Genomic DNA, 24,840 nt, shown 5'->3' with positions numbered 1-24,840 from the left:
CAAGCGCGTTTGGACGCATGCACCCCTCCGGGCCGCATGGCCGCGCCCTGGAGCTTTGTCATGTTGGAAACGCATCAAGTGACTGAACATCACCCCAAACTCGGCGAGTTCGGCTATGCCGGCGACGATCATGTCGTGCCCTTCGAGGTAGGCCCGCTCGACGTGCGCGGCCGCACCGTGCAGCTCGGGCCGATGCTCGACGCCATCCTCAACCGTCATGACTATCCCGAGCCGGTCGCCCGCCTGCTGGCGGAAGCCTGTGTGCTGACGGTGCTGCTCGGCACTTCGCTCAAATTTGAAGGCAAGTTCATCCTGCAGACCCGCACCGACGGGCCTGTCGACATGCTGGTCGCGGATTTCTCCACGCCCTCGGCATTGCGCGCCTATGCGCGCTTCGATGCCGACCGGCTGGAGGCCCTGGTGGCCGCAGGCCAAACCTCGCAGCAGACGCTGCTGGGCAGCGGCGTTTTGGCGCTGACCATCGACCAAGGCGCGCACACGCAGCGCTATCAGGGCATCGTCCAGCTCGACGGCGAGACGCTGGAAGACGCCGCGCGCACCTATTTCCGCCAGTCGGAGCAGATCCCGACCGACCTCCGGCTGTCGGTGGCCAAGCTGCTGACGCCCGGCCCCGGCGGTGCGCGCGAGCAGTGGCGCGCCGGCGGTATCCTGGCGCAGTTCCTGCCGCAGTCACCCGAGCGCATGCGCGTGCCGGACATTTCGGGCGGCGACGGCGATCCGCGTGACGTGACGCAGGAGCCGGCCGACAATTCGTGGCGCGAGCTGGTGGCGCTGCTCGGCACCATCGAGCCGACCGAGCTGATCGACCCGACCATCGGCGCCGAGCGGCTGCTCTACAGGCTGTTCCACGAACATGGCGTGCGCGTCTTCGGCGGCGTGCCGGTCGCCGACCAATGTTCCTGCTCAAGGGACAAGATACGCGGCATCCTCGAGGGGTTTTCCGCGCAGGAGATCAAGGACAGCACCGAAGATGGCGGCATCCACGTCGCCTGCGAGTTCTGCTCGAAGCAGTACGACTTCGACCCGGCGGAGTTTGCAGCTCAGTAGCATCTCTTCCTTCTCCCCGTTCACGGGAGAAGGTGCCCGAAGGGCGGATGAGGGGCAGCGCGAACTTTGGTGAATGGCCGCGCATAGCCTGCGTCATGTGCGTGGAAGATAACCTCATGAGTCCGGCGGCGCCCCTCGTTGCACTGCCGGGCATTTCTCCCCGTATAGAGATGGGGAGAAAACCCCTAATTCACCGTCCGCCGCGTCCCCGGCAGATCCAGCGAAAACGCGGGAATAGCGACGTCGAACGTCTCGCCCTTTTTGTTGCGCATGGTGTAGTGGCCGACCATGAAGCCGGAGGGCGTCGAGAGCGGGCAGCCTGACGTGTATTGATAGCTGTCGCCGGGATTGAGCTCAGGCTGGTCGCCGACCACGCCGGCGCCGCGCACTTCCTCGATCCGGCCGCTGCCGTCGGTGATGTGCCAGTAACGCGACATAAGCTGCACGAAATCGTCCGACTGGTTGTCGATCGTCACCTGGTAGCCCCAGACATAACGGTTCTCCGCCGGGTCCGAGCGGTCCTCCAGGTAGAACGGTCTGACCTGCACTTCGATGTTGCGCGTGACGGCGCGATACATGGGCTGCTCCGGTTGCGCGGCAAGGAACATTTGTCGCGCTATGCGGTTTGATACGCGCACAACGGCATGTCCTGCCAGCCTCAAAGCGGAGGTGCCGACAAACAATGTCATTTAAGTGACACATGACAGTGTTGGTGTGGGCAAACCTTGCCGGCGACTCAAGGCCCATCTGTCGACTGACAAAGCAGCCGCGAGCGGCCTTTCCGGAGTGACCAGATCTCATGGAACTAGCTCTCACAGCCGCCTTCGCTTCCTCCGCTTTGCTTCTTTCCAATCTTGCCAGCATCCTGCTTGCTTCGTCGAAACTGCAAGCGCGTCGCCTTATCCCTCCGCCGTCCGACGAGCAGCCACCGGTCTCGATCGTCGTACCGTCGCGCGGCGTGGAGCCGTTCACACAAGAGACGCTGCAGCGAGCCTTCTCGCTCGACTGGCCGCGCTACGAACTGATCTTCTGCGTCGCTCACGCCGACGATCCCGTCGTCAAACTGATAAACAGGGCGATCGTCCTGTTTCCCAACGTGCCGGCCCGGCTGCTGATCGGCGACGACCGCGTCAGCAGCAACCCGAAGCTCAACAACTGCGTCAAGGGCTGGGAAGCGGCGCTCTATCATTGGGTTATTCTCGCGGATTCCAACGTGCTGATGCCAAGGGATTACGTCCAGCACCTGATGGCGGCCTGGCGGACCAATACCGGGCTTATCTGCTCGACGCCGATCGGCTCTCGGCCGGATGGCTTTTGGGCCGAGGTCGAATGCGCGTTCCTCAACACGCTGCAGGCGCGCTGGCAATATGCCGGCGAGGCGCTCGGTCTCGGCTTTGCCCAGGGCAAGAGCATGCTGTGGAACAAGCCGATGCTCGATACCAATGGCGGTATCCGCGCGCTGGCCGCCGAGATCGCCGAGGATGCTGCTGCAACCAAGCTGGTCAACGGACTGGGCCTGCACGTCAATCTCGTTGCCTCGCCTTTCGAGCAACCACTGGGGCAGCGCCGACTTGCCGACATCTGGTCGCGCCAGGCGCGCTGGGCGCGGTTGCGCCGCGTCACTTTCCCGCTGTTTTTCGCACCCGAGATCCTGACCGGCGTCGCCGTGCCGTTGGCGTTGGCGCTGGTGGCGGCCGCAAGTGCCGGCATCAGCCTGCCGGCCACGGTGTTGGCCGTGCTGACGGCGGCCTACATTCCCGAATGCGCGCTGGCCGCGGCCAAGGGCTGGCACCTGTCGCTGCGCATGGTCCCGGCGATGATGGTGCGCGACATGATGCTTCCCGCCATCTGGGCGCGCGGCTGGCTGAGCGGCGCCGTCGACTGGCGCGGCAACATCATGACCATCGGCACCAAGACGGCCGAACTGGAAGAGGTTTCGTCGGGAGCGTGACGCCTCGCGGCCTATCCGGCGGCCTTCAGCGCCTGCGCAACGTCCTCCAGCAGATCGTCCGTATCCTCAAGACCGACCGACAGCCTGAGCGTTCCCGGCCCGATGCCAAGCTCGGCGCGAGCTTCGTCGCTGAGGTTCTTGTGCGTGGTGGTCGCCGGATGGGTGATCAGGCTCTTGGCGTCGCCGAGATTGTTGGAGATCAGCACGATGTCGAGCGCGTTCTGCAAGGCGAAGGCCGCCTGCTTGCCGCCCTTGACGTCGAGGCAGATCAGCGTCGATCCGCCCGTCATCTGCTTCTTGACGATGTCGGCCTGCGGGTGGTCGGCGCGGCCGGGATAGATGACGCGGGCGATTTCCGGCCGTCCTGCCAGGAAATCCGCGATCTTGGCCGCGCTTTCCGTCTGCTGGCGCACCCGAACCGGCAGCGTCTCCAGGCCCTTGAGCAGCGTCCAGGCGTTGAACGGCGACAGGCTCGGGCCGGTGTGGCGGAAATAGTCGTGCAAATTCTCGTCGATCCATTTCTTGTCCGACAGGATGATGCCGCCGAGACAGCGTCCCTGGCCGTCAATGTGCTTGGTCGCGGAGTAGACGACGATATGGGCGCCGAGCTGCAAGGGCTTCTGCTGCAAGGGCGTGGCAAAGACATTGTCGACGATCAGCCTGGCGCCGATCGAGGTGGCGAGCGCCGCCACCGCTGCGATGTCGACCACTTCCAGCGTCGGATTGGTCGGGCTTTCCAGGAAGAACAGTTTCGTGTTCGGCCGCACCGCCTTTTCCCAGTTGGCGATGTCGGTGCCGTCGACCAGCGTTGCCTCGATGCCGTATTTCGGCGCCAGCGTCTCCACCACCCAGCGGCAGGAGCCGAACAGCGCGCGCGCCGCAACGATATGGTCGCCGGCCTTGGCGCTGCACAGGAGCGCTGCCGTCACCGCCGCCATGCCGGACGCCGTGGCGCGCGCATCTTCGGCACCCTCCAGCGCGCACATGCGCTTTTCGAACATGTCGACGGTAGGGTTGGCATAGCGCGAATAGATGAAGCCCGGCTCCTCGCCCTTGAAACGGGCCTCGGCAGCCTGCGCCGTCTCGTAGACATAGCCTTGGGTGAGGTACATCGCTTCGGACGTCTCGCCGAACTGGGAACGCAGCGTTCCCCCGTGCACGAGTGCGGTCTGAGGTTTCCAGTTACGCTTCTTGGTGCTCATCGCTTTTGTTCCAGACACAAAAAAACCGGCCGCGAAAGTCGCAACCGGTCCATATGGCCTTGCGGCCCGACGGTCCTTTAGCGACTTGTTTAACGTGGCTGCAAGCCGACCGGCCAAATCACCACGGGATAACGACCCTTTAGACCTCACCTGCGCTTGCGTCAATTGCCGGCTTCATTAAGAGGTTTGTACCAGGCAGGTTCCGCAATGATATCCAGCGGTTTTGCGGCAAGAACCTGCCACAAAGAGACCGACCTTGGAGCGGAGCCAGCCTTTTGCGGCAGACAGGCATTCTTCCCGATCAGGACATTTCCGCGCTGTTTCAGTCCGGCGCGCTCAAGTCGCCGCGCGCGCTCGATGTCGACCAGGTGCAGCCGGCGAGCCTCGATCTCAGGCTCGGCGACAAGGCTTTTCGCGTGCGCGCCTCCTTCCTGCCGGGTCCCGATCATCTGGTGGCCGACAAGCTTCACCGGCTGAAATTGCATGAGTTCAGTCTCGCCGAGGGCGCGGTGCTGGAAACCGGCTGCGTCTACATCGTGCCGCTGCTCGAAAGCCTGGCGCTGCCCGCAAACGTGTCGGCCTCGGCCAACCCGAAGAGCTCGACCGGCCGGCTCGACATCTTCACCCGGGTGATGACCGATCGCGGCCATGAGTTCGACAAGATCGCCCCCGGCTATCACGGGCCGCTTTATCTCGAAGTCAGTCCGCGCACCTTCCCGATCGTCGTACGCGCCGGATCGAGGCTGTCGCAGATCCGCTTTCGCACCGGCAACGCGCTGTTGTCGGAGGCAGAACTGAACGAATTGCACCGCGCCGAGATGCTGGTGGCGACCGAGCCGCCCAACATTTCCGGCGGCGGCATTGCGCTGTCGATCGATCTCGACGGCGACCAGAACGGCCTGGTCGGCTATCGCGGCAAGCATCACACCGGCTTGGTCGATGTCGACAAGCGCGCCGCCCAGGATGCCGTCGATTTCTGGGAGCCGCTCTATAAGAGCGGCGCCGGCGAACTGGTGCTCGACCCGGACGAGTTCTACATCCTGGTCAGCCGCGAAGCCGTGCACGTGCCGCCGCTCTACGCCGCCGAGATGACGCCCTTCGATCCGCTGGTTGGCGAATTCCGTGTTCACTATGCCGGCTTCTTCGATCCGGGCTTCGGCCATTCGGCCTCAGGCGGCACCGGCAGCCGGGCGGTGCTCGAAGTGCGCAGCCACGAAGTCCCGTTCATCCTCGACCACGGCCAGATCGTCGGCCGGCTGGTCTACGAACACATGCTGAAGCGGCCGCAGGCGCTTTACGGCACCGATCTCGGCTCGAATTACCAGGCGCAAGGCCTCAAGCTCTCCAAGCATTTCCGCCCCGCCGGCTGAACCTTCGATCACCGTCAGGCAAAATACTTGCCTGCGCTGCCTCACCATGCTTGGCTGCCTTTCGGTGGCCGGCAAGAGAACGGCGCGCAAGGGGAACCAAAATGCAGATTTCAAGATGGATCATATCGGCAGCGGGCGCTGCCATGCTGGTGATATCGGCCGGCTCGCTGGCTGAGGCGCAGGAGAAATTGAAGATCGGCACCGAGGGCGCTTATCCGCCCTTCAACACCATCACCGCGGACGGCAAGATCGAGGGCTTCGACATCGACATTGCCAATGCGCTGTGTGCGCAGATGAAGGTCGAGTGCGAGATCGTCACCCAGGACTGGGACGGCATCATCCCGGCGCTGCAGGCGAAAAAGTTCGACGCCATCATCGCCTCGATGAGCATCACCGAGGAGCGCAAGAAACAGGTCGCCTTCACCAACAAATACTACACGACGCCGCTGGCGCTGGTGGCGCCCAAGGACAGCGACCTCACTTCCACCGAACCGGCAGCCCTTGCCGGCAAGACGGTGGGCGCGCAGGCCTCGACCACCCAGGCCGACTATGCGCAGGACGCCTATGGCAAGGCCGGCGCCGAGGCGAAACTCTACCCCACCCAGGAAGAGGCGATCACCGACTTGCAGAACGGCCGTCTCGACGCCGTCATCTCCGACAAATTCGTGCTGATGGACTGGCTGAAGAAGGCGAGCGACGGCTGCTGCAAGCTTGTCGGTGACGTCAAGGGCACCGAGACGCAAGCCGGCATCGCTGTCCGCCTGGAGGACACGGCACTTCGCGACAAGCTCAATGCGGCGATAGACGCCATCGTCGCCGACGGCACTTACAAGAAGATCCAGGCCAAGTATTTCGATTTCGATATTTATTGAGTCCCGTCCGCCGGCGTCAGCCGCGAAAGAGATACTCTTTCGCGGCGCCAAAGGCAGGCATGAAAATGGCCGATAGACAGCAGTTCGCGTGCGGCCAAACGTTTCCTGCCCCAAAAGCCTTCGGTCAGTTTGACCTCGTCGAGCGAAGCGTTTGAGCCGCGCTTCAACGGGAACAACTGCTTGTCGAGGCAACCGAGGACATGGGCCTTGGCGGAGTCGATGCCGCAGACCTTGCCATTGTTGTTCAGCCTGTCGCCGCGAAGCGCTGATGTCATGTGATCCGTGTTGCGCATCAGAAAGCTCACCTGGGCTTTCGAATAGCCGGTTGCCAGAAGACGGCTCGTCATCGGCAAACGGGCTTCACGATAGAACTTCGGGCTGCACTGGCCGGCGCTAAAGGCCACCGACGGTTGGGTCAGGAACAGGGCCACGCCCGTGAACACAATGACAAGCCGCATTCCGTTCATTTCCGGCTCCCAAATTGTGATGCTGCCTCAAAGCGCCTTCACCGCCACCTTAACCGGCTGCTCAATCTCCAGCGGGTTGCGCAGCGGCAGGCCGAAATCCCCGGCCTCGATCTCGAACACGTCGCCAGCCTGAGTCTTGATGCCGTCGGCAAAGGACAGCGTCGCCGTGCCGAACATGTGCACATGCACGTCGCCCGGCTGGCGGAAGGCCGAATATTTGAAGTGGTGATGTTCGAGATTGGCGATTGTGTGCGACATGTTCGCTTCGCCCGACAGGAACGGCTTTTCCCACAGCAAATTGCTGTCGCGATAGATTCGCGATGAGCCCCTGACGTCGGCCGGCAGGTCGCCGATCAGGATTTCCGGCCCGAACGAGGCGTTGCGCAGTTTGGAATGTGCCAGGAACAGATAGTTCACCCGCTCGGTAACATGATCGGAAAACTCGTTCGACAGCGTGAAGCCGACGCGGAACGGCGCGCCGTCGTCGCCGATGACATAGATGCCGGCGATTTCCGGCTCCTCGCCGGCGTCCTGCGCAAAGGCCGGCGACATCAGTGCGGCGCCCGGCGCCACCGCCATGGTGCCGTTGCCCTTGTAGAACCATTCCGGCTGCACGCCGGTCTGGCCCTTGGCCGGCTTGCCGCCTTCGAGCCCCATGCGGAACATCTTCATGGAATCGGTAAGCTGCTCCTCGCCGCCATCGCTGAGCTTCTTGTGCATGGAATCGCGCGTCGCCGCCGAGCCGAGATGGGTCAGGCCGGTGCCGGTCAGATGCAGATGCGCAGGATCGGGATGGTTGATCGGGGACACCAGCCGGCCCTTCTTGTAGACGGCGTCGAGGTCTATCGCTTCACCGAACCCCTTGCGCTCGATCAGCGCGGCGAGGGCCGTTCCGGTGCGCGCGGCTTCCATGGCCAGCGAATAGACGCTGCGGGCGCCGTTGATGATCCTGGTCTTGCCGCCGCCATTGCGGGCGACGACGCGGATGGTCTCGGCGTCGTCGAGGATCTGGGAGATTAGCATGATGAAATCCTCTCTCATGTGCCTTGGCCGGGTTGCCCCTTGGCAAACCTTGACCTGCGCGGCTCGGACCTCGCCGCGCCACGGGTTGAACTCTTCGTCCGGATTGCGCTCGCGAGCTCCATCCCTCGGGGGACTTCTTGTGCCGACAACTTGCCGGCTGCGCCGCGACCGTATGCCTCCTGCTTGCCTCGCCTGAAGCTTGTCAGGCCTTGTTCTTGTTGTAGACGTCGAAGATCACGGCGCCGAGCAGCACCAGGCCTTTGACCACCTGCTGCCAGTCGACATTGACGCCCATGATCGACATGCCGTTGTTCATCACGCCCATGATGAAGCCGCCGACGACTGCCCCGATGACCTGGCCGACGCCGCCCATCGCCGAGGCGCCGCCGATGAACACTGCGGCGATGACGTCGAGCTCCGAGCCGAGACCCGCCGCCGGCACCGCCTGGCCGAGACGAGCCGCGATGATCAGGCCGCCAAGCGCCGACAGCACGCCCATATTGATGAACACCATCAGCGTCAGCCGCTCGGTGTTGATGCCCGACAGCTGCGCCGCCTTGGGATTGCCGCCCATGGCGTAGATGCGCCTCCCGATGGTCATGCGCTTGGTGACGAAGACGAACAGCGTGATCAGCACGCCCATGACCAGCAGCACCACCGGCAGGCCGCGGTAGCTGGCAAACTCATAGACCAGGAACAGCGCCAGCGCGCTGGCGACCAGCGTCTTGACCACGAACAGGGTGAAGGGCTCGGCCTCATAACCATGGCGTTCTCGTTTGCGCCGGGTGCGGACCCCGAAATAGGCATAGGCGAGCACGGCGATCAGCCCCAGCACGACCGTCGTCATGTGCAGGGTCACGCCGCTGCCCATGATGGTCTTGCCGGCTGCGTTCACGACCGGCGGGACGAGCGTCAGTGGGCCGATCACATCCGGGATGAAGCCGGAGCTGAGCATCTTGAAGTCGTCGGGAAGCGGACCCACCGACGAGCCGCCGCCAAGCAACGCCTGGCAAATGCCGCGGAAGATCAGCATGCCGGCCAGCGTGACGATGAAGCTCGGTATCCGGTGATAGGCGATCCAATACCCTTGCGCGGCGCCGATCAGGCCACCCGCGACCAGGCAGACGATCGAAACCACCAGCGGATTGCTCAGCGGTCCGAGTTGCCAGATGACCATCATGTTTGCCGCCAGCGCGCCGATGAAACCGGCGACCGATCCGACGCTGAGGTCGATATAGCCCGATACGATCACCAGCAGCATGCCCAGCGCCATCACGATGATGAAGGAGTTCTGCTGCACCAGATTGCTGAGGTTGACCGGCTTGAACAACGTCCCCGACGTGGTGAACTGGAAGAACAGCATGATGACGATCAGGGCTATGATCAGCCCGTATTCGCGTAAATTCGTCGCCAGCGCCGAGACGGCGATGCGCGGGCGCTGTTCGTCGGCGACGTTGCCCTGCGGGGCGGGGGCGCTTTCGGTGCTCATGCTGCTTTTCCTTCTCCCCGGACGATGGCGCGCATTATCTTTTCCTGGCTTGCTTCCGCCGCGGGCATTTCGCCCACCATGCGCCCTTCGTTCATGACGTAGATGCGGTCGGTAATCCCCAGCAATTCCGGCATTTCCGACGAGATGACCACGATCGCCTTGCCCTCCGAGGCAAGGCGCGCGATGATCGTGTAGATTTCATACTTGGCGCCGACATCGATGCCGCGTGTCGGCTCGTCGAGGATCAGCACGTCAGGGTCGGCAAACAACCATTTCGACAGCACCACCTTCTGCTGGTTGCCGCCGGAAAGATTGCCGGTCATCTGATAGACGCTTGACGCACGGATATTGGTCTTCTTGCGATAGTCGTTGGCGACCGCAAGTTCGCGCATGTCGTCGATCACGCTGTGGCGCGACACGCCGTCGAGATTGGCCAGCGTAATGTTATGCTTGATATGGTCGATGAGGTTGAGGCCGTAGGTCTTGCGGTCCTCGGTGACATAGGCGATGCCGTGTTGGACCGCCTTGCTTACCGAGGAGACATCGACCGGCTTGCCCTTGAGCAGCACTTCGCCGGTGATGCGGCGGCCATAGGAGCGGCCGAACAGGCTCATGGCGAATTCGGTGCGGCCGGCGCCCATCAGCCCGGCGATGCCGACCACCTCGCCCTTGCGCACATTGATGTCGATGCCCTTGATCACCTGCCGCTCGGCATGGAGCGGGTGATAGACCGACCAGTTCTTCACCTCGAACACGACTTCGCCGATCTTGGGCTCGCGCGGCGGATAGCGGTCGTCTAGCGAACGGCCGACCATCGAGGTGATGATGCGGTCTTCGGAGATATCCTTCTTGGCCAGCGTCTCGATGGTGCGCCCGTCACGGATGACGGTTACCTTGTCGGCGACCCGGTTGATCTCGTTGAGCTTGTGCGAGATCAGGATCGAGGTCATGCCTTGCCGCTTGAATTCGAGCAGAAGATCGAGCAGCGCCTGGCTGTCTTTCTCGCTGAGCGACGCGGTCGGCTCATCGAGGATCAAAAGCTTGACGTCCTTGCTCAGCGCCTTGGCGATCTCGACCAGCTGCTGCTTGCCGACGCCGATATTGGTGATCAGTGTCTTGGGGTCCTCCTTGAGGCCCACCTTCTTCAACAGGGCAGCGGTGCGCGCCTCGTTGGCATCCCAGTCGATGACGCCGTATCGGGCGTTTTCGTTGCCGAGGAAGATATTTTCGGTGATCGACAGCATCGGCACCAGCGCTAGCTCCTGGTGGATGATGACGATGCCCTTGTGTTCGCTGTCATGGATACCTTTGAACTGGCATTCCTGACCCTGAAAAATGATCTGGCCGTCATATGTGCCGGCGGGATAGACGCCCGACAGAACCTTCATCAGCGTCGACTTGCCGGCGCCGTTCTCGCCAACCACGGCGTGGATCTCGCCTTCTTCGACGCTGAGGTTGACGTTCGACAGCGCCTTCACGCCGGGGAAGGTCTTGGTGATGTCGCGCATCTCCAAAATCGTCGTCATCAGGGCAAGCTCCTCCTGTTGCATGTCGCTCAAAATTGCTTGCGGTTTGAGACAACGACATGCACGCAAACTAAGTCCGGTAGAAACAATACCGGGGTCGCTTGTGAACGGAAAGGGGTCCTGCGTCGCGCAGGACCCCTGTCTTTCTAAACGGATTACTTCAGTTCGTCGGCCTTGATGTAGCCGGAGTCGACGACCAGTGCCTGGTAGTTCGACTTGTCGACCTCATGCGGCGTCAAAAGGATCGAGGGAACGACCTTGACGTCGTTGTTGTAGGTCTTTTCATCCAGGCCGTCCGGCTTGCCGCCCGAGAGCACCTTGTCGACGAGTTCGACGGTGGCCTTGGCCAGTTCGCGGGTGTCCTTGAACACGGTCGAGTATTGCTCGCCCGTGATGATCAGCTTGACCGAAGCGGTCTCGGCGTCCTGGCCGGTCACGATCGGCCACGGCTGGGCGTCGGTGCCGTAACCGACGGCGCGCAGCGAAGCGGTGATGCCGCGCGACAGGCCGTCATAGGGCGACAGAACGCCATCGACGCGGCTGCCGTCCGAGTAGTTGGCCGACAGAAGGTTGTCCATGCGCGCCTGGGCGGTGGCGGCGAGCCAGCGCAGCGTGCCGACCTTGTCCATGCCGGTCTGGCCGGACTTGATCTTGATCGAGCCGTCATCGATCAGCGGCTGCAGCACCGAGATTGCGCCGTTGTAGAAGAAGAAGGCGTTGTTGTCGTCCGGCGAGCCGCCGAACAGTTCGACGTTCCACGGCTTGGTGTTCGGGAAGCGCTCCTTGAGGCCCTTGACCAGCGAGTTCGCCTGGATCACGCCGACGCCGAAATTGTCGAAGGTGGTGTAGTAATCGACATTGGCGGTCTTCTTGATCAGGCGGTCATAGGCGACGACGACGACGCCGGCGTCAGCGGCCTTCTGCAGCGCGTCCGACAGGGTCGTGCCGTCGATCGAAGCGATGATCAGCGCCTTCGGGCCCTTGGTGATTTCGTTTTCCAGCTGGCTGAGCTGGTTGGGGATGTCGTCCTGCGCGTACTGCAGGTCGACCGTGTAGCCGAGAGCTTCGAGCTGGGACTTGACGGCATCGCCGTCATTGATCCAGCGCTGCGAGGTCTTGGTCGGCATCAGCACGCCGACAAGACCCTTGTCGGCTGCGTGCGCCGAGTAGGTCATGGCAGCGATGCCAAGGGCCGCGACGGCGGCCAGTGTCTTGATGATTTTCACGTAAAACTCTCCCTGGTTGATGGACGCGACACCTCGGGGCTTCGCGGGCCGCGCAGTCGGGCGGATGCGCCAAAGCGCCGCCGCCGTCATAATCGATCTCCGGTATCCTCCCAATCGGCCCTCCGTCTTGATTTAAATCGATACGATTTTGCTCGTCATCGACCGTCAAGTCTTGAGGACGCGCGAAAGTGTGACCCTTTGCCATAACTGTCAAATGCGATCTTCGGTGGTTGCTATACCAAAACCGGTATATGACTAAACCGGGCTGGAACAGTGGCGGAAGCGGGAAAAGGCATGGCGGCTTTACGAGGTCCTCAGGGAATTTCAAGCGGTTACGATGAATTGCCGGGCGATGGCGAGACACTTCTGCGTAGCGGCTTGAGCCTGCGTCACATGCGCATGATCGCAGCACTCGACGATCACGGTCGGGTGAGTGCTGCCGCCCAGGTGATGAACATCTCGCAGCCGGCGGCCTCGCGCATGATTTCCGAGATGGAAGCGGTGCTCGAGGTGAAGCTCTGCGAAAGGCTGCCGCGCGGCATCACACTCACCCCTTACGGCAAGGCGCTGGCCCGGCGCGCGCGCTCGATCCTGCTCGAAATGCGCGAGGCCGACCGCGAAATATCGGAGCTCAAGGCCGGCAAGGGCGGCTCGGTGTTCCTTGGCGCGGTGACGGCGCCGGCGATCGAACTGGCGGTCCCGGCGATCCGCGAGATACGCCGCCTCTATCCGCGCATCGAAATTACCATGCAGGTCGAGACGTCGAATGTGCTGGCGCGCGAACTGATCGCCACGCGCCATGATTTCATCATAGCCCGTGTTCCCGAAGACCTCAATCCGCGGCTGTTCGAATCCCGTGTCATCGGCGTCGAGAAGGCCTGCCTGATCGTGCGTCGCGGCCACCCGCTGAGCAATGGCCATCCTCTTAACAATGGGAGGGCGGTGCGGCTGGAGGACACCGCCGCCTTCGACTGGGTGTTCCAGTCGGGCGGGTCGCCGCTGCGCCAGGCGATGGAGAGCAATTTCCTGAACCGCAACATCGCCCTGCCGGACCGCATCCTTAACACCTCGTCCCTGCTGCTCACACTGGTCATGGTGGCGCAGTCCGACGCCATCGCCCCGGTGTCGATCCAGGTGGCAAAATTCATCCAGAACCCCGACGGTCTCGCCGGCGCCATCGATGTCGTCCAGACCGAGTTTGACATCGAGGTCCGCCCCTACAGCCTGATCACGGTGAAGAACCGCGTCCTGTCGCCGGCAGCCAAGATGCTGCACGATTTTATCTTGCGGGAGGTGGGATAGGAACTGGAGCGGGTAGAGGGAATCGAACCCTCGCGTTCAGCTTGGGAAGCTGACAAGCTACCATTACATCATACCCGCATTGGCCTCTCGATATCATGACGGGCGTGCTTCGGGCAATCGCCCTTGGACAGCTCTTCGTAAACGGCTGTTGGAAACCCCGACCGATTGCGCCAGTCCGCCTGCCTTGATGTGGGCGCAGCAAGTGCGTATTCGTGGTTTGTACCCCGAATCCGGGCACACCAATCTGGAGGCAGGCCCCTTGTCCACAGTGACGCGCTTTCTCGGTGACTCGCCCGTCAGGGTGATCGTCAAGCTGCTGGTCGTGTCGTTCCTCGTCGGCCTGGTCATGAATGCGTTCGGCTGGACGCCCATGGACGTCTTCTACCGCATCCAGGGTTTCTTCATCGATCTGTGGAATCTTGGCTTCAACGCGGTCTATCGCTTCTTGGGCTATATCCTGCTCGGCGCCGCGATCGTCGTGCCGGTGTTCATCCTGCTCAGGGTCGCGAACTACCGGAAGTGAAGCGGAGGCATGATCCCGAAAAGTGGCAACCGGTTTTCGGAAAAGATTGTGCTCAAACCGAAGGCCACTCAGGCAAAGTCCGACGCCACCTCGAACAGGATGGCGTGGCGCGCGGCCAGCGCTGCGACATCGGTCGAATAGCCGCCGCCGATGACACCGCAGACCGGGATGCCCAGCGCGCGGAAATGACCGATCACCATGGCGTCGCGGGCACGCACGCCGTCATCGCTGAGCGACAGCCGGCCAAGCCGGTCCTCGGCATGCACGTCGACACCGGCATTGTAGAAGACGATGTCCCAGTGCGCCTTGGCCGAGAGCTCCGGCAGGAGGACACCCAGCCGTTCGAGATAGGCGCCATCGCCGGTGCCGTCCGGCAGGGCAACGTCGAGATCGGAGGCAATCTTGCGCACCGGATAATTGCGCTCGCCATGCATGGAAAAGGTGAACGCGCGTGGCTCGTCTTTCAGGATGTCCGCGGTGCCGTCGCCCTGATGCACATCGAGATCGACGATCAGGATGTTTTTCACCGCGTCTTCGGCTAGCAGCACCAGCGAAGCGACGGCAACATCGTTGAAGGTGCAGAAGCCCGCGCCTTGCGCGCGCCGCGCATGGTGGCTGCCGCCGGCGCTGTTGCAGGCAATGCCATTGATAAGCGCCAGTCGCGCCGCCAGCACCGTGCCGCCGGCGGCGAGTTGCGCCCTGAGCGAAACGCGCGGTCCCACGGGAAAGCCGATCTCGCGCTCGATCTTTTCAGGCACTGAACACGTGATGACCTGGTCGACATAATCAGCCGCATGGGCGAGCTTCAGCCAGGAGGCCGGCGCCGGCTCGGGCATCGACAGCGCCCCGGCATGGATCAGACCCCTGATATGCAAGGCCTGCATCAGCAGCGGATATTTGCTCATCGGAAAGCGATGATTGACGGCGAAGCCGGCATCGTAGTCGGGATGATGGACGATCTGCAGGGGCATGGCTAAAGCAATTCCAGGAAAAGTGTGCAGCGGTTTTCCCGGGAGAAGCGCGTAGCGCTTCCCTTTGGGAATTGCTTAAAACCAGTACTGGGATCCGGCGGGCTCGCGCCAGAAGAACATTTCGGTTGGCCGTCACGGCAAGAGTGATTGCGCGGTGGCGGGAAAATGGGGCACATCGGCTGTTCGATCAAGCCGCAATCAGCAAGGCAGCAGTCCCCTGGACACGGGTGCAATCCCAGCCGACGCGAGACCCTTCGCCGTCACCAACCGTTCGGTGCTCGCCATCGCCGTGCCGATGACGCTCGCCTATCTGACGACGCCGCTGCTCGGCATCGTCGACACGGCGGTGGTCGGGCAGTTCGGCGATGCCGCCCTGCTCGGCGGCCTGGCGGCCGGGGCGCTGGTCTTCGACGTGGTCTTCAGCACCTTCAATTTCCTGCGCTCCGGTACCACCGGCCTCGTCGCCCAGGCGTTTGGGCGCGGCGACGAACTGGAGGAGCAGGCGGTGTTCTGGCGCGCCGTGCTGATCGCGGTCGCCGCCGGCATCGTGCTTGTCGTCCTTGCGCCGCTGATTGCCATCGCCGGCCAGAAATTCATCGGCGGCGAAGCGCGCGTCGGCGAGGCGATGGGCGTCTATATCCACATCAGAATGCTCGCCGCCCCCTTCACGCTGATCAACTACGCCATCCTCGGCTATGTCCTTGGACGCGGCGAGGGCGGGCTTGGGCTGATGCTGCAGGCGGTGCTCAACGGCATCAACATCGTGCTTTGCATCCTGCTCGGCCTGAAGCTTGGCTGGGGCGTCGCCGGCGTGGCCTGGGCGACCGTCACCGGCGAATGTCTGGCCATGCTGCTGGGTCTCGCCATCGTTGTCTGGCGCTTCCGGGCCGCACCCCGCCTGCCGCGGCATCGCCTGCTCGACATGCCCGCTTTCCTGCGCATGCTGTCGCTCAACCGCGATATCATGATCCGCTCGTTCTCGCTGCTCGCCGCTTTCGCGCTGTTCACCCGCCAGGGCGCGCAGTTCGGCACGCTGACGCTGGCCGCCAATGCCGTGCTGATGAACTTCTTCCTCGTCGCCGGCTATTTTCTCGACGGTTTCGCCACCGCGGCCGAACAGTTGGCGGGACGCGCGATCGGCGCACGTGCCGAGACGGCGTTCCGCCGGGCGGTACGTCTGACCTTATTCTGGGGGTTCGGCCTCGCCGGAACCGCCACGCTGATCTTCTGGCTCGGCGGCGCCGGCCTGATTTCGTTGATCACCACGTCGCCGGATGTTCGTGCTGTTGCCGACATCTATCTGCCGTGGGCGGCACTGACACCGCTGAGCGGCGTGCTGGCCTTCCAGATGGACGGCGTCTTCATCGGCGCTACCTGGTCGCGCGACATGCGCAACATGATGCTGGTGTCGTTCCTGGCCTTCAGCGCCGCATTGTTCAGCTTGGCGCCGTCTCTCGGCAATCACGGCCTGTGGGCGGCGCTGCACGTTTTCCTGCTGGTGCGCGGCTTCAGCCTGCTGGCCATCCTGCGGCTCCGGTTGCGCACGGCGTTTTAGAGCGGCCTGGCAGCCCACTGATCGAGCCGGCTGTCGCGCAGTTCGCGCAATGATTTCAGCCGCTCCTTGTCGGCAAATCGCACCATCCCGGCAAGGATGCGCCCCGGCAGCGCCGGCCCGGCATAGATCATGCCGGTGTAGAGCTGGACGAGATCGGCGCCGGCGCGGATTTTCTCCAGCGCGTTCTCGGCCGAATCGACGCCGCCGACGCCGATAATGGCGCGCTCCGGCCCGAGCAATTTGCGCATCTTGGCCAGCACGATGGTCGAACGCTCGAACAGCGGTTTGCCGGAGAGCCCGCCGGTCTCGCTGGTGGCGCTACGCAATCCGGTTCGCGCCAGCGTCGTGTTGGAGACGATGACGCCGTCAATCTGCTTCTCGCTGACTTCGGCGGCGATGTCTTCAAGCTCGGCCTCGACCAGATCGGGCGCGATCTTGAGGAAGAGGGGCGGCTGCGCCGAAGCTGCTGCACGCACCGACATGACCCGAGACAACAGTTCGCCGAGCTGTTCGCGCGCCTGCATGGTGCGCAGGCCGGGCGTGTTGGGCGACGAGATGTTGACGGTGAGATAGCTGGCGTATTTCGCAAAACGGGAAACGCCCAACTCATAGTCACGGACACGATCGGCGCTGTCCTTGTTGGCGCCGATGTTGACGCCGACAATGCCGCCGCGTCCCTGGCGCGCGGCAAGGCGTTTTTCCGCCGCCTCGTGGCCCTCATTGTTGAAGCCCAGGCGGTTGATCACCGCATCATCCTCAGTCAGCCGGAAAATGCGCGGCTTCGGATTGCCGGCCTGCGGCAGCGGCGTCACGGTGCCGACTTCGGCAAAGCCGAAGCCGAGGCCAAGCAGCGCGTCGGGCACCTCGGCGTTCTTGTCGTAGCCTGCGGCCATGCCGAGCGGATTGGGGAAGGCGATGCCACAGAGGCTGAGCTTCAACCTGTCGTCGCGCACCGTCCGCGCGCCGACCGGCAGACCGCATCGCAGCGCCGCGATCGACATGCCATGCGCCGTTTCCGGATCGAAGGTGAACAGCAGTTTCTGGCCGATGCGATCGAACACGATCATTCGGCCTCCAGCGCCGGGAATTGATGGGCGCCGTCGGCCCCGAGCGGCAGTGGCCGCACCCACAGCACGGCGCTCATATCGAGCACGCCATAGAGATGCGGGAACAGCGCGCCGCCCCGTGAGACCTCGTATTTCAGCGCGTCACCGAGCAGCGCCCCGTCGATGGCGATCAGCAGCAAATCCATCTGGCCGGCGAAATGCTTCGCCGCCGTCTCCCTGACCTGATCAGCGGTGGAGAAATGGATGAAGCCGTCGGCGATATCGATCGGAGCGCCGGTGAAACGGCCGTTTTTCTCGGCCTCGCGCCAAAGCGCTTCGGGCGCGATCTTGTAGATAATCTGAGACATGGTTGCGCTATAATCCGAACCGATCATGCGGGGAAGGGCAACTCGTCCGCATTTACGGCGCAAAGCTGTGATAGGTTGCGCATACTGGCTCGTGGAGGATGGAACATGCGTCTGCAGCACATACTGATCCCCGCCGCACTGGTCTCGCTGGTTGCGGCATCGGCCTGGTCCGAAGAGACCGACCGCTACCGGCTGGAAAAATCGGCCAACGGCTATGTCCGCATGGACACCCGGACCGGCGCCATGTCGATCTGCGAGGAGCGCTCCGGCCAGCTCGTCTGCAAGATGGCGGCCGACGAACGCGCCGCCTTCCAGGACGAGGTCGAGCGTTTGCAGGCCTCGATGAAGGCCATGGACGAACGCGTCGCCAGGTTGGAGAATTCGCTGTCGGCCCGTCTCGAGTCGAAATTGCCGAGCGAAGAGGATTTCGACAAGACGATGAGCTATATGGAGCGCATGCTGCGTGGCTTCATGGGCATCGTCAAGGAGATGGACAAGGATGACGGCGCCAATCTCAATTCGAAAAAGACCTGAACTGCCCGGCGGGGAAATGCCCCGTCCGGCCATTGCCGCTTGAAACAAAGCGCTTCGCCGCATAATCGTCCGGTCCCGTAAAAGCCGATAATCAATAAGGGATTTGGGGAGGAACATTTGCCGTCGGGCTACACCTTCGTCATTGCCGACGACCATCCGCTGTTCCGCGGCGCCTTGAAAGAGGCGCTTGCCGGCGTCGGCGATGTCGCCGCCATTCACGAGGCCGGCGATTTCGAAAGCGCCAAGGCGCTGGTCGTGGCCCATGAGGATGTCGACCTCGTGCTGCTCGATCTGTCGATGCCGGGCGCCAGCGGCCTGTCCGGCTTGATCGCGCTGCGCGGCATCCACCCGGCGGTGCCCCTTGTGGTGGTGTCGGCGCATGACGACCCGGTGACCATCCGGCGTGCGCTCGATCTCGGCGCATCCGGCTTCATCTCCAAATCGGCCAGCATGGAGGAAATCCGCAGCGCTGTGCAATCGGTGCTGGCAGGCGATATCGCCGCGCCCGTCGGCATCGACCTCGGCGTCGAGCGCGACCCCGAAATATCCGACCTGATCAAGCGGCTGCAGGCGCTGACGCCGCAGCAGACGCGTGTCCTCGGCATGCTGGCCGAAGGCCTGCTCAACAAGCAGATCGCCTACGAGCTCAGCGTCTCCGAAGCGACTGTAAAGGCGCATGTCTCGGCCATCCTGCAGAAACTCGGCGTCGACAGCCGCACCCAGGCGGTGATCCAGCTGTCCAAGATCGGCAGCGATCCGCTGCAGCCGGCGGGCTAAAGCTATTCCAGGAAAAGTGCGTAGCGCTTTCCCTTGGGAATTGCGTAAAACAAAAAGATAGAAACTCTACTCGGCCGCGGACGCCAGCGGCCTGACCCTTGCCATCATCGAACGCAGCACCGCCGGCTTCAGCGGCTTGTTGATCACCGGCACGTCGAGCGCGGCGGCAGCGGCACGGACCTCGGTGGAGCGGTCGGCGGTGACCAGCACGGCCGGCAGGTCGGAACCATGGATGTCACGCAGGCGGGCGATGATGTCGAGGCCGCTTCTGCCATCGAGATGATAGTCGGCAAGCACGATGTCGGGACGATCGGCCTTCGCGAAATCCTCCGAACCCGAAAACGTGCCGATGCTGCAGCCCCAGCCCTCGAGCAGAAGCCGCATGCCGTCGAGGATGCGGGCGTCGTTGTCGATGCACATGACGCGCAGGCCGGCCAGCGAATTCGCGGTGCGGGCAGGCGCCTTCGGCTCGACCTCGCGCCGCGGCGCCTCAACCGCCGCAACCGGCAGGATAACGGAAAAGCGCGTACCCTTGCCCGGGTTGGAAAAGATCTGGATCTCGAGCCGCAGCACCCGCGCGATGCGGTCGACGATGGACAGGCCAAGGCCGAGACCTTCGGCCTCGCGCACGCCTTCGTCCAGCCGGGTGAACTCGTTGAAGACCGTGTTCAGCTTGTCGCCGGCAATGCCGATGCCAGTGTCGATCACCTGGATTTCGGCGAGTTCGCCGCGCCGTCGCACGCCGACCAGGATGCGGCCATGGGGGGTGTATTTGATGGCGTTGGAGACCAGATTCTGGATCAGCCGGCGCAGCAGGTTGCGGTCCGTCAACACGCTGAGCGACGAGGCTATGATCGTCAGATCGAGTTTCTTTTCGGCGGCGAGCGGCTGAAAATCATTGCCGATCTGGCGCAGCAGCCCGTCCAGGCGGAAGGCGCTGTCGTCCGGCTTCATCGCGCCGGCGTCGAGGCGGGAAATGTCGAGCACGGCGCCCAGGATCGTCTCGACCGATTCGAGCGAGGATTCGATGTTGATAGCAGCCTCCCCGGCCGGGCCCTTGCCGGCCTTTTCGATCAGCGACGAGCAGTAGAGACGGGCGGCGTTCAGCGGCTGCAGGATGTCGTGGCCGGCGGCGGCGAGGAAGCGCGTCTTGCCCAGATTAGCCTCCTCGGCCAGCATCTGCGCCTGCGCCAGCTCCTCATTGACCCGGGTCAACTCCTCGTTGACTCTAGTCAGTTCGATGGTGCGCGTCTTGACCCGCTGCTCCAGCGATTCATTGGCCCGCTTCAGCGCCAAATCCTGTTCGACGCGTCCTGATATGTCGGCATAGGTGGCGACGATTCCGCCGTCCGGCATCGGGTTTGAGCGCAGTTCGAGGATGCGGCCGCTGGTCTTCAACTCCATCTGCCACGGGCTGACGAAACTGGTCAGCCGGTTGAGCATCGCCACGCGCTGGTCGGCCGGAATATCGCCGCGCTCGGCGAGGTGGCGCAGGATGCGGTCGAGCGAGACGCCGACCTGGCCCATCTCGTCGGGCAGGTCGAACAGCGCGCGATATTGTCTGTTCCAGCAGATCAGGCGGAAATCGCGGTCGAAGACGGTGATGCCCTGTTCCATCTGGTCGAGCGCGATCTGCAGCAGGTCACGATTGTGCTGCAGCGCTTCGGTGGCGTCGTCGAGCAGGCGAAAGGCGTCCTTGGACTCGCGGTCGTTGCGGCGAAACAGCAGCGACAGGATCAGCCGCGCCGAAGACGAGCCGACCGCGCTCGCCAGCAGCTGCTCGGAAAAGCGGATGACATCCATGCTGGCCTGCTCATTGCCGTGCAGCGAGACGCCAGTGCTCTTTTCGAAGGACTGGAAGGAGCGCTCGGTGCGCTCGACGCCGAGGTAGCGCGAGATGGTGTCTTTCAGCACGTTGACGGTGATGGCGGTGCGGAAGCGGCGCAGGCTGGGCATCGGGCCGGATTCGCGCGGCACGAAGATCGACGCCTGGATACGCTCCAGCGGTACTGACGCGCGCGACAGCGAGCCGAGCACGAAGAACAGCGTGTTGACCGACAGGCTCCAGAGCACGCCGTGGTTCAACGGTTCGGCGACGGTGCCGAAAAGAGCCTGCGGCCGCAGCGCCTCGAAACCGAACAACCCCTGCACGACGATGTCCGCGTCGGCTGCCGAGAGCGACGGCAAAAGCAGCGTATAGCCCCAGACGAGGATGCCGGCGACCATGCCAAGGGCCGCGCCGCGGCCATTGGCGCCGCGCCAGATCAGCCCGCCGATCAGCGCCGGCGCGAATTGGGCGATTGCCGCGAACGACATCAGGCCGATCGACGACAGCCGCGCCGAGTTGGTGCTTTCGCGGTAGTAGAGGAAGGCAATGAACAACAGGATGAAGATGGCGCCGCGCCGCACGTTGAGGATCAGCGTCGACCAATCCTCATTCTCCGAGGTCGTGGTCTTGAGCAGGCGGCGCAGGAACAGCGGGATGACGAGGTCGTTGGAGATCATGATTGACAGCGCCACGCTTTCGACGATCACCATGGCGGTCGCCGCCGACAGCCCACCGATGAAGGCGGCCATGGCGAGGAAGTCATGGCCGCCGAACAAGGGCAGCGCCAGCACATAGAGGTCACTGGTGGTTTTGGCGCCGACCAGCGCCAGGCCGGCGAAGGCGATCGGCAGCACGAACAGGTTTATCGCCACGAGATAGAGCGGAAACACCCAGGTCGCGGTGCGCAGTTCGGCCTCGCCGCGGTTCTCGACGATGGTGACGTAGAACTGGCGCGGCAGCATGATGATGGCAAAGCCGCTCAGGCAAGTCAGCACCAGCCAGGTGGCGAGCGAGGTGTTGTAGCCCATGGCTTGCCGCACCTGGCTGTTTTCGGCCAGCTTGTCGATCATGTCGCCCGGGCCACCGAAGATCAGGAAGGTGACCATCAGGCCGATCGCCAGGAAGGCGGCGAGCTTGACCACGGTTTCGACCGCCACCGCCAGCACCAGCCCGTCCTGGTGCTCGGTGGCGTCGGCATGGCGGGTGCCGAACAGCACCGCAAACAGCGCCAAGAGCATGGCCACCACCAGCGAGATGTCGCTGACGAAGGGATCGAAGGAGGGCGGCGATCCCGTATAATGCTCGACCATCAGGCCTACCGAACCGGAGATCGCCTTCAATTGCAGTGCGATATAGGGCACCGCGCCGATGGTGGCGATCAGCGTGGCGATCGCCGAGACGGCAAAGCTCTTGCCGTAGCGCGCGCCGAGGAAGTCGGCGATCGAGGTGATCTTCTCGCTCTTGGCCAGCCGCACGATGCGATTGAGCAGCGGAAAGCCGAACACGAACACCAGCACCGGCCCGGTGTAGATGCCCAAAAATTCGAGGCCGCGCTCGGACGACAGGCCGACCGAGCCGAAGAAGGTCCAGGAGGTGCAGTAGATGGCGAGGCTGAGCGCATAGATGAAGGGCCGGGCGCGGCCGGGTCCCAGCGCCGTTGAACGCCGGTCGCCGAGGCTGGCGATGACGAACAGCAGCGTTACATAGGCGACCGCAATGATGACGATGAACCAGCCCTGCACGCCCGAAAATCCTCCTAGGCCAGCTTTCACCCCGGCCTGCCCAGAGGCAATCACAGCTCTAAGGTCAAGTCCATCGCGGCTTTCCGGCGCATGGCCGCGACGCCGCCCTGTCGAACCGTGACCTAAGGTAAGGAGAAAGCGGTGTTTTCCAGCTTTTGCTTCTGTTGCAACCGCAGGTTTTTGTTATGGTGCGCACGGGCCGACGCCGGAGGGACGGCGGCAGCGCGGTCCGTCATGACAAGGAGGGTCGAATGCTGAAAGAATTCCAGGAATTCATTTCCAAAGGAAATGTGATGGACCTTGCGGTCGGCGTCATCATCGGCGCGGCCTTCAGCAAGATCGTCGATTCTCTTGTGAATGACATCATCATGCCTTTCATCGGCGCACTTGGTGGCGTCGACTTTTCCAACTACTTCATAGGCCTCTCATCAACAGTGCATTCGACCAATCTTGCCGAAGCGCGTAAGGAAGGCGCGGTGTTCGCCTACGGCAATTTTATCACCGTGGCGCTGAATTTCGTCATCCTGGCTTTCATCATCTTCCTTATGGTCAAGGCCGTGAACAACATGCGCAAGCGGCTCGAGCGCGAGAAGCCGGCCGCACCTGCGGCTCCGCCGCCGGCTGACGTCGCACTGCTCACCGAAATTCGCGATCTCCTCGCCAGGAAATAGACAAGGCCAGATTTCTGGACCAAAACCCCGGTCGTTCGCGGCCGGGGTTTTCTGTTGCCGTATCTGCTAAGAGCATCCGCCAATGCATGTCGCCCATAAGTGCGCAGCGGTTCTGGATAATGACATGCATCAAAGCAGACATCAAAACGGACCTGTTCATGACCCTGATCGATAGCTTGCGCGCCGAAGCGGTGGCCGCCCCCGAAAGCGGCATTGTCGCCGTCGTCAATTACGGCCGTACGCGCGAGGGCATGATCCCGCTCTGGGCCGGTGAAGGCGATTTGCCGACGCCTGCCTTCATTTCGGAAGCCGCCGCCAAGGGGCTCGCCAATGGCGAGACCTTCTATACCTGGCAGAAAGGCATTCCGGAGCTGAGGCAAGCGCTTTCTCGCTACTATGCCAGGCATTTCGGCAAGAGCTTCGCCGAAGAGGAATTCATCGCCACCGGTTCCGGCATGCATGCCATTCAGTTGGCATTAGCCGCGGTCGCCGGCAGCGGCGACGAGGTGGTCTATCTCTCCCCGGCCTGGCCGAATTTCGCCGCCGCCGCCGGTATTTCCGGCGCTACCCCGGTTGCGGTCACGCTCGACCAGTCGGGCAATGGCTGGTCCTGCGATGTCGACAAGATTGCGGCTGCGGTGACGCCGCGCACCAAGGCGCTGTTCGTCAACACGCCATCGAACCCCACCGGCTGGACGGCCGATAAGGAAACGCTGCAGGCGATCCTGAATCTCGCCCGCCAAAAGGGCCTGTGGATCATCGCCGACGAGATCTATTCGCTGTTCCACTACGGCCACGGCCGTGCGCCGTCCTTCCTCGACATTTCGACCGCGGAAGACCGCATCCTGTTCGTCAACTCCTTTTCCAAGAACTGGGCGATGACCGGCTGGCGCGTCGGCTGGATCAAGACCCATCCCGAGCTGCAGCAGGTGTTCGAGAATCTGATCCAGTATTCGACCTCAGGCGTCGCCCAGTTCATGCAGCGCGGCGCCGTCGCGGCGCTGGACCACGGTGATGCCTTCATCGTCGAGCAGGTGGAGCGCGCCAGGAAAGCGCGCGACCTGGTCTGCGATATTCTCGGCGCAACCGGCAAAGCGCGCTTCACCGTGCCGCAAGGCGCGTTCTATTTGTTTTTCACGGTCGACGGCATCACCGATCCGCGCCGGGCTGCTTTCGACATCGTCGACAAGGCCAATGTCGGCCTGGCGCCGGGCACCGCCTTCGGCCCTGGCGGAGAGGCGTTTTTGCGCCTGTGCTTCCACCGCCGCCTCGACCAGCTCGAGGAAGCGGCACATCGCTTGGCGGGATGGATGAGGACGGTTTGAGATA

At 63.1% G+C, this 24,840-nt stretch carries 22 protein-coding genes, 1 tRNA gene and 1 riboswitch; of the genes, 11 read left to right on the top strand and 12 right to left on the bottom strand.

Features of this window, described 5'->3' with window-relative positions:
* Window positions 1–36: 36 nt before the first annotated feature.
* Window positions 37–1,068 carry an Hsp33 family molecular chaperone gene (locus tag X757_RS146030; protein WP_027049368.1) on the top strand — a complete coding sequence of 344 codons (1,032 nt, stop codon included), beginning with the start codon at window positions 37–39 and terminating at the stop codon, window positions 1,066–1,068.
* A 185-nt stretch (window positions 1,069–1,253) separates the two neighbouring features.
* Here the strand turns inward: X757_RS146030 and apaG are convergent, their stop codons facing one another.
* On the bottom strand, window positions 1,254–1,646 hold the full coding sequence (gene apaG / locus X757_RS146035; protein ID WP_023681948.1) for a Co2+/Mg2+ efflux protein ApaG: 393 nt from the start codon (window positions 1,644–1,646) through the stop codon (window positions 1,254–1,256).
* Window positions 1,647–1,867: 221 nt separating this feature from the next.
* Between apaG and X757_RS146040 the strand changes: the two genes are divergently transcribed.
* Entirely contained in the window at window positions 1,868–3,019 is a 1,152-nt protein-coding gene (locus X757_RS146040) for a ceramide glucosyltransferase (RefSeq protein WP_023726830.1), read from the top strand.
* 11 nt (window positions 3,020–3,030) lie between these two features.
* On the opposite strand, the gene X757_RS146045 is transcribed toward X757_RS146040, so the two are convergent.
* The gene (locus tag X757_RS146045) at window positions 3,031–4,221 is read right to left on the bottom strand and encodes an O-succinylhomoserine sulfhydrylase (RefSeq protein WP_023669633.1); all 1,191 of its coding nucleotides are present in this window, start codon (window positions 4,219–4,221) and stop codon (window positions 3,031–3,033) included.
* 57 nt (window positions 4,222–4,278) lie between these two features.
* Window positions 4,279–4,356: riboswitch (SAM riboswitch) on the bottom strand.
* A gap of 140 nt (window positions 4,357–4,496) precedes the next feature.
* On the opposite strand from X757_RS146045, the gene X757_RS146050 reads away from it, so the two are divergent.
* Window positions 4,497–5,591: a 2'-deoxycytidine 5'-triphosphate deaminase gene (locus X757_RS146050; RefSeq protein WP_023699517.1), complete on the top strand. Its 1,095-nt coding sequence runs from the start codon at window positions 4,497–4,499 to the stop codon at window positions 5,589–5,591.
* A 101-nt stretch (window positions 5,592–5,692) separates the two neighbouring features.
* The gene (locus tag X757_RS146055) at window positions 5,693–6,463 is read left to right on the top strand and encodes an ABC transporter substrate-binding protein (protein ID WP_023688688.1); all 771 of its coding nucleotides are present in this window, start codon (window positions 5,693–5,695) and stop codon (window positions 6,461–6,463) included.
* Here the strand turns inward: X757_RS146055 and X757_RS146060 are convergent.
* The 5 genes from X757_RS146060 to chvE form a co-directional block, all read right to left on the bottom strand.
* Window positions 6,457–6,930 (bottom strand): hypothetical protein, encoded by a 474-nt coding sequence (locus X757_RS146060; protein WP_156933447.1) that lies wholly within the window; start codon window positions 6,928–6,930, stop codon window positions 6,457–6,459. The two genes, X757_RS146055 and X757_RS146060, sit on opposite strands and share 7 nt — an antisense overlap.
* 27 nt (window positions 6,931–6,957) lie before the next feature.
* On the bottom strand, window positions 6,958–7,953 hold the full coding sequence (araD1, locus tag X757_RS146065; RefSeq protein WP_023726828.1) for an AraD1 family protein: 996 nt from the start codon (window positions 7,951–7,953) through the stop codon (window positions 6,958–6,960).
* A 202-nt stretch (window positions 7,954–8,155) separates the two neighbouring features.
* Window positions 8,156–9,442, bottom strand: a complete 1,287-nt coding sequence (gene mmsB / locus X757_RS146070; protein WP_023669637.1) for a multiple monosaccharide ABC transporter permease — start codon at window positions 9,440–9,442, stop codon at window positions 8,156–8,158.
* Window positions 9,439–10,971 (bottom strand): multiple monosaccharide ABC transporter ATP-binding protein, encoded by a 1,533-nt coding sequence (gene mmsA / locus X757_RS146075; RefSeq protein ID WP_027049369.1) that lies wholly within the window; start codon window positions 10,969–10,971, stop codon window positions 9,439–9,441. Before mmsA ends, mmsB begins: the two co-directional genes overlap by 4 nt.
* 152 nt (window positions 10,972–11,123) lie before the next feature.
* Window positions 11,124–12,194, bottom strand: a complete 1,071-nt coding sequence (gene chvE / locus X757_RS146080; protein ID WP_023681943.1) for a multiple monosaccharide ABC transporter substrate-binding protein — start codon at window positions 12,192–12,194, stop codon at window positions 11,124–11,126.
* A gap of 294 nt (window positions 12,195–12,488) precedes the next feature.
* Here chvE and X757_RS146085 point away from each other — a divergent pair, with 294 nt between their 5' ends.
* Complete coding sequence (locus X757_RS146085; protein WP_023669640.1) at window positions 12,489–13,496, top strand: LysR family transcriptional regulator; 1,008 nt, start codon at window positions 12,489–12,491, stop codon at window positions 13,494–13,496.
* A gap of 4 nt (window positions 13,497–13,500) precedes the next feature.
* Here X757_RS146085 and X757_RS146090 read toward each other — a convergent pair.
* A tRNA-Gly gene (locus X757_RS146090) sits at window positions 13,501–13,574 on the bottom strand.
* A 181-nt stretch (window positions 13,575–13,755) separates the two neighbouring features.
* Here X757_RS146090 and X757_RS146095 point away from each other — a divergent pair.
* A complete protein-coding gene (locus X757_RS146095) occupies window positions 13,756–14,019 on the top strand; it encodes a DUF6460 domain-containing protein (protein WP_023681941.1) in 264 nt (87 codons plus the stop codon).
* Between the two features lie 68 nt (window positions 14,020–14,087).
* On the opposite strand, the gene X757_RS146100 is transcribed toward X757_RS146095, so the two are convergent.
* Window positions 14,088–14,990, bottom strand: a complete 903-nt coding sequence (locus X757_RS146100; RefSeq protein ID WP_023726827.1) for a histone deacetylase — start codon at window positions 14,988–14,990, stop codon at window positions 14,088–14,090.
* A gap of 217 nt (window positions 14,991–15,207) precedes the next feature.
* Here X757_RS146100 and X757_RS146105 point away from each other — a divergent pair, with 217 nt between their 5' ends.
* Window positions 15,208–16,545, top strand: a complete 1,338-nt coding sequence (locus tag X757_RS146105) for an MATE family efflux transporter (protein ID WP_023696686.1) — start codon at window positions 15,208–15,210, stop codon at window positions 16,543–16,545.
* Here the strand turns inward: X757_RS146105 and X757_RS146110 are convergent.
* The gene (locus X757_RS146110) at window positions 16,542–17,612 is read right to left on the bottom strand and encodes a quinone-dependent dihydroorotate dehydrogenase (protein ID WP_023711402.1); all 1,071 of its coding nucleotides are present in this window, start codon (window positions 17,610–17,612) and stop codon (window positions 16,542–16,544) included. The genes X757_RS146105 and X757_RS146110 overlap by 4 nt on opposite strands.
* On the bottom strand, window positions 17,609–17,959 hold the full coding sequence (locus X757_RS146115) for a DUF952 domain-containing protein (RefSeq protein WP_023669645.1): 351 nt from the start codon (window positions 17,957–17,959) through the stop codon (window positions 17,609–17,611). The genes X757_RS146110 and X757_RS146115 overlap by 4 nt, the downstream gene beginning before the upstream one ends.
* A 105-nt stretch (window positions 17,960–18,064) precedes the next feature.
* On the opposite strand from X757_RS146115, the gene X757_RS146120 reads away from it, so the two are divergent.
* Together X757_RS146120 and X757_RS146125 are read left to right on the top strand one after the other, a co-directional pair.
* Complete coding sequence (locus X757_RS146120; RefSeq protein WP_023726826.1) at window positions 18,065–18,493, top strand: hypothetical protein; 429 nt, start codon at window positions 18,065–18,067, stop codon at window positions 18,491–18,493.
* A gap of 117 nt (window positions 18,494–18,610) precedes the next feature.
* Complete coding sequence (locus tag X757_RS146125; protein ID WP_023688678.1) at window positions 18,611–19,270, top strand: response regulator transcription factor; 660 nt, start codon at window positions 18,611–18,613, stop codon at window positions 19,268–19,270.
* Window positions 19,271–19,336: 66 nt separating this feature from the next.
* Here X757_RS146125 and X757_RS146130 read toward each other — a convergent pair whose 3' ends face one another.
* Window positions 19,337–22,840 carry a PAS domain-containing hybrid sensor histidine kinase/response regulator gene (locus tag X757_RS146130; RefSeq protein ID WP_023726825.1) on the bottom strand — a complete coding sequence of 1,168 codons (3,504 nt, stop codon included), beginning with the start codon at window positions 22,838–22,840 and terminating at the stop codon, window positions 19,337–19,339.
* Between the two features lie 251 nt (window positions 22,841–23,091).
* Here X757_RS146130 and mscL point away from each other — a divergent pair, with 251 nt between their 5' ends.
* Window positions 23,092–23,511: a large conductance mechanosensitive channel protein MscL gene (mscL, locus tag X757_RS146135; RefSeq protein ID WP_023726824.1), complete on the top strand. Its 420-nt coding sequence runs from the start codon at window positions 23,092–23,094 to the stop codon at window positions 23,509–23,511.
* A gap of 158 nt (window positions 23,512–23,669) precedes the next feature.
* Complete coding sequence (locus X757_RS146140) at window positions 23,670–24,836, top strand: pyridoxal phosphate-dependent aminotransferase (protein ID WP_023669650.1); 1,167 nt, start codon at window positions 23,670–23,672, stop codon at window positions 24,834–24,836.
* The last annotated feature ends 4 nt before the right edge of the window (window positions 24,837–24,840 follow it).

The sequence above is a fragment of the Mesorhizobium sp. LSHC412B00 genome, from assembly GCF_000503035.1.
GTDB lineage: Bacteria > Pseudomonadota > Alphaproteobacteria > Rhizobiales > Rhizobiaceae > Mesorhizobium.
This window is presented reverse-complemented; position numbering and strand designations above follow the sequence as displayed.

Excerpts from the sequence above, each read along its gene's own strand:
- X757_RS146115 (WP_023669645.1), bottom strand. The coding sequence starts at position 17,959 with ATGTCTCAGATTATCTACAAGATCGCGCCCGAAGCGCTTTGGCGCGAG.
- X757_RS146040 (WP_023726830.1), top strand. The coding sequence starts at position 1,868 with ATGGAACTAGCTCTCACAGCCGCCTTCGCTTCCTCCGCTTTGCTTCTT.
- X757_RS146030 (WP_027049368.1), top strand. The coding sequence starts at position 37 with ATGGCCGCGCCCTGGAGCTTTGTCATGTTGGAAACGCATCAAGTGACT.
- X757_RS146045 (WP_023669633.1), bottom strand. The coding sequence starts at position 4,221 with ATGAGCACCAAGAAGCGTAACTGGAAACCTCAGACCGCACTCGTGCAC.
- X757_RS146055 (WP_023688688.1), top strand. The coding sequence starts at position 5,693 with ATGCAGATTTCAAGATGGATCATATCGGCAGCGGGCGCTGCCATGCTG.
- X757_RS146085 (WP_023669640.1), top strand. The coding sequence starts at position 12,489 with ATGGCGGCTTTACGAGGTCCTCAGGGAATTTCAAGCGGTTACGATGAA.
- mscL (WP_023726824.1), top strand. The coding sequence starts at position 23,092 with ATGCTGAAAGAATTCCAGGAATTCATTTCCAAAGGAAATGTGATGGAC.
- X757_RS146060 (WP_156933447.1), bottom strand. The coding sequence starts at position 6,930 with ATGAACGGAATGCGGCTTGTCATTGTGTTCACGGGCGTGGCCCTGTTC.
- X757_RS146110 (WP_023711402.1), bottom strand. The coding sequence starts at position 17,612 with ATGATCGTGTTCGATCGCATCGGCCAGAAACTGCTGTTCACCTTCGAT.
- X757_RS146100 (WP_023726827.1), bottom strand. The coding sequence starts at position 14,990 with ATGCCCCTGCAGATCGTCCATCATCCCGACTACGATGCCGGCTTCGCC.
- X757_RS146120 (WP_023726826.1), top strand. The coding sequence starts at position 18,065 with ATGCGTCTGCAGCACATACTGATCCCCGCCGCACTGGTCTCGCTGGTT.
- araD1 (WP_023726828.1), bottom strand. The coding sequence starts at position 7,953 with ATGCTAATCTCCCAGATCCTCGACGACGCCGAGACCATCCGCGTCGTC.
- X757_RS146140 (WP_023669650.1), top strand. The coding sequence starts at position 23,670 with ATGACCCTGATCGATAGCTTGCGCGCCGAAGCGGTGGCCGCCCCCGAA.
- mmsB (WP_023669637.1), bottom strand. The coding sequence starts at position 9,442 with ATGAGCACCGAAAGCGCCCCCGCCCCGCAGGGCAACGTCGCCGACGAA.
- apaG (WP_023681948.1), bottom strand. The coding sequence starts at position 1,646 with ATGTATCGCGCCGTCACGCGCAACATCGAAGTGCAGGTCAGACCGTTC.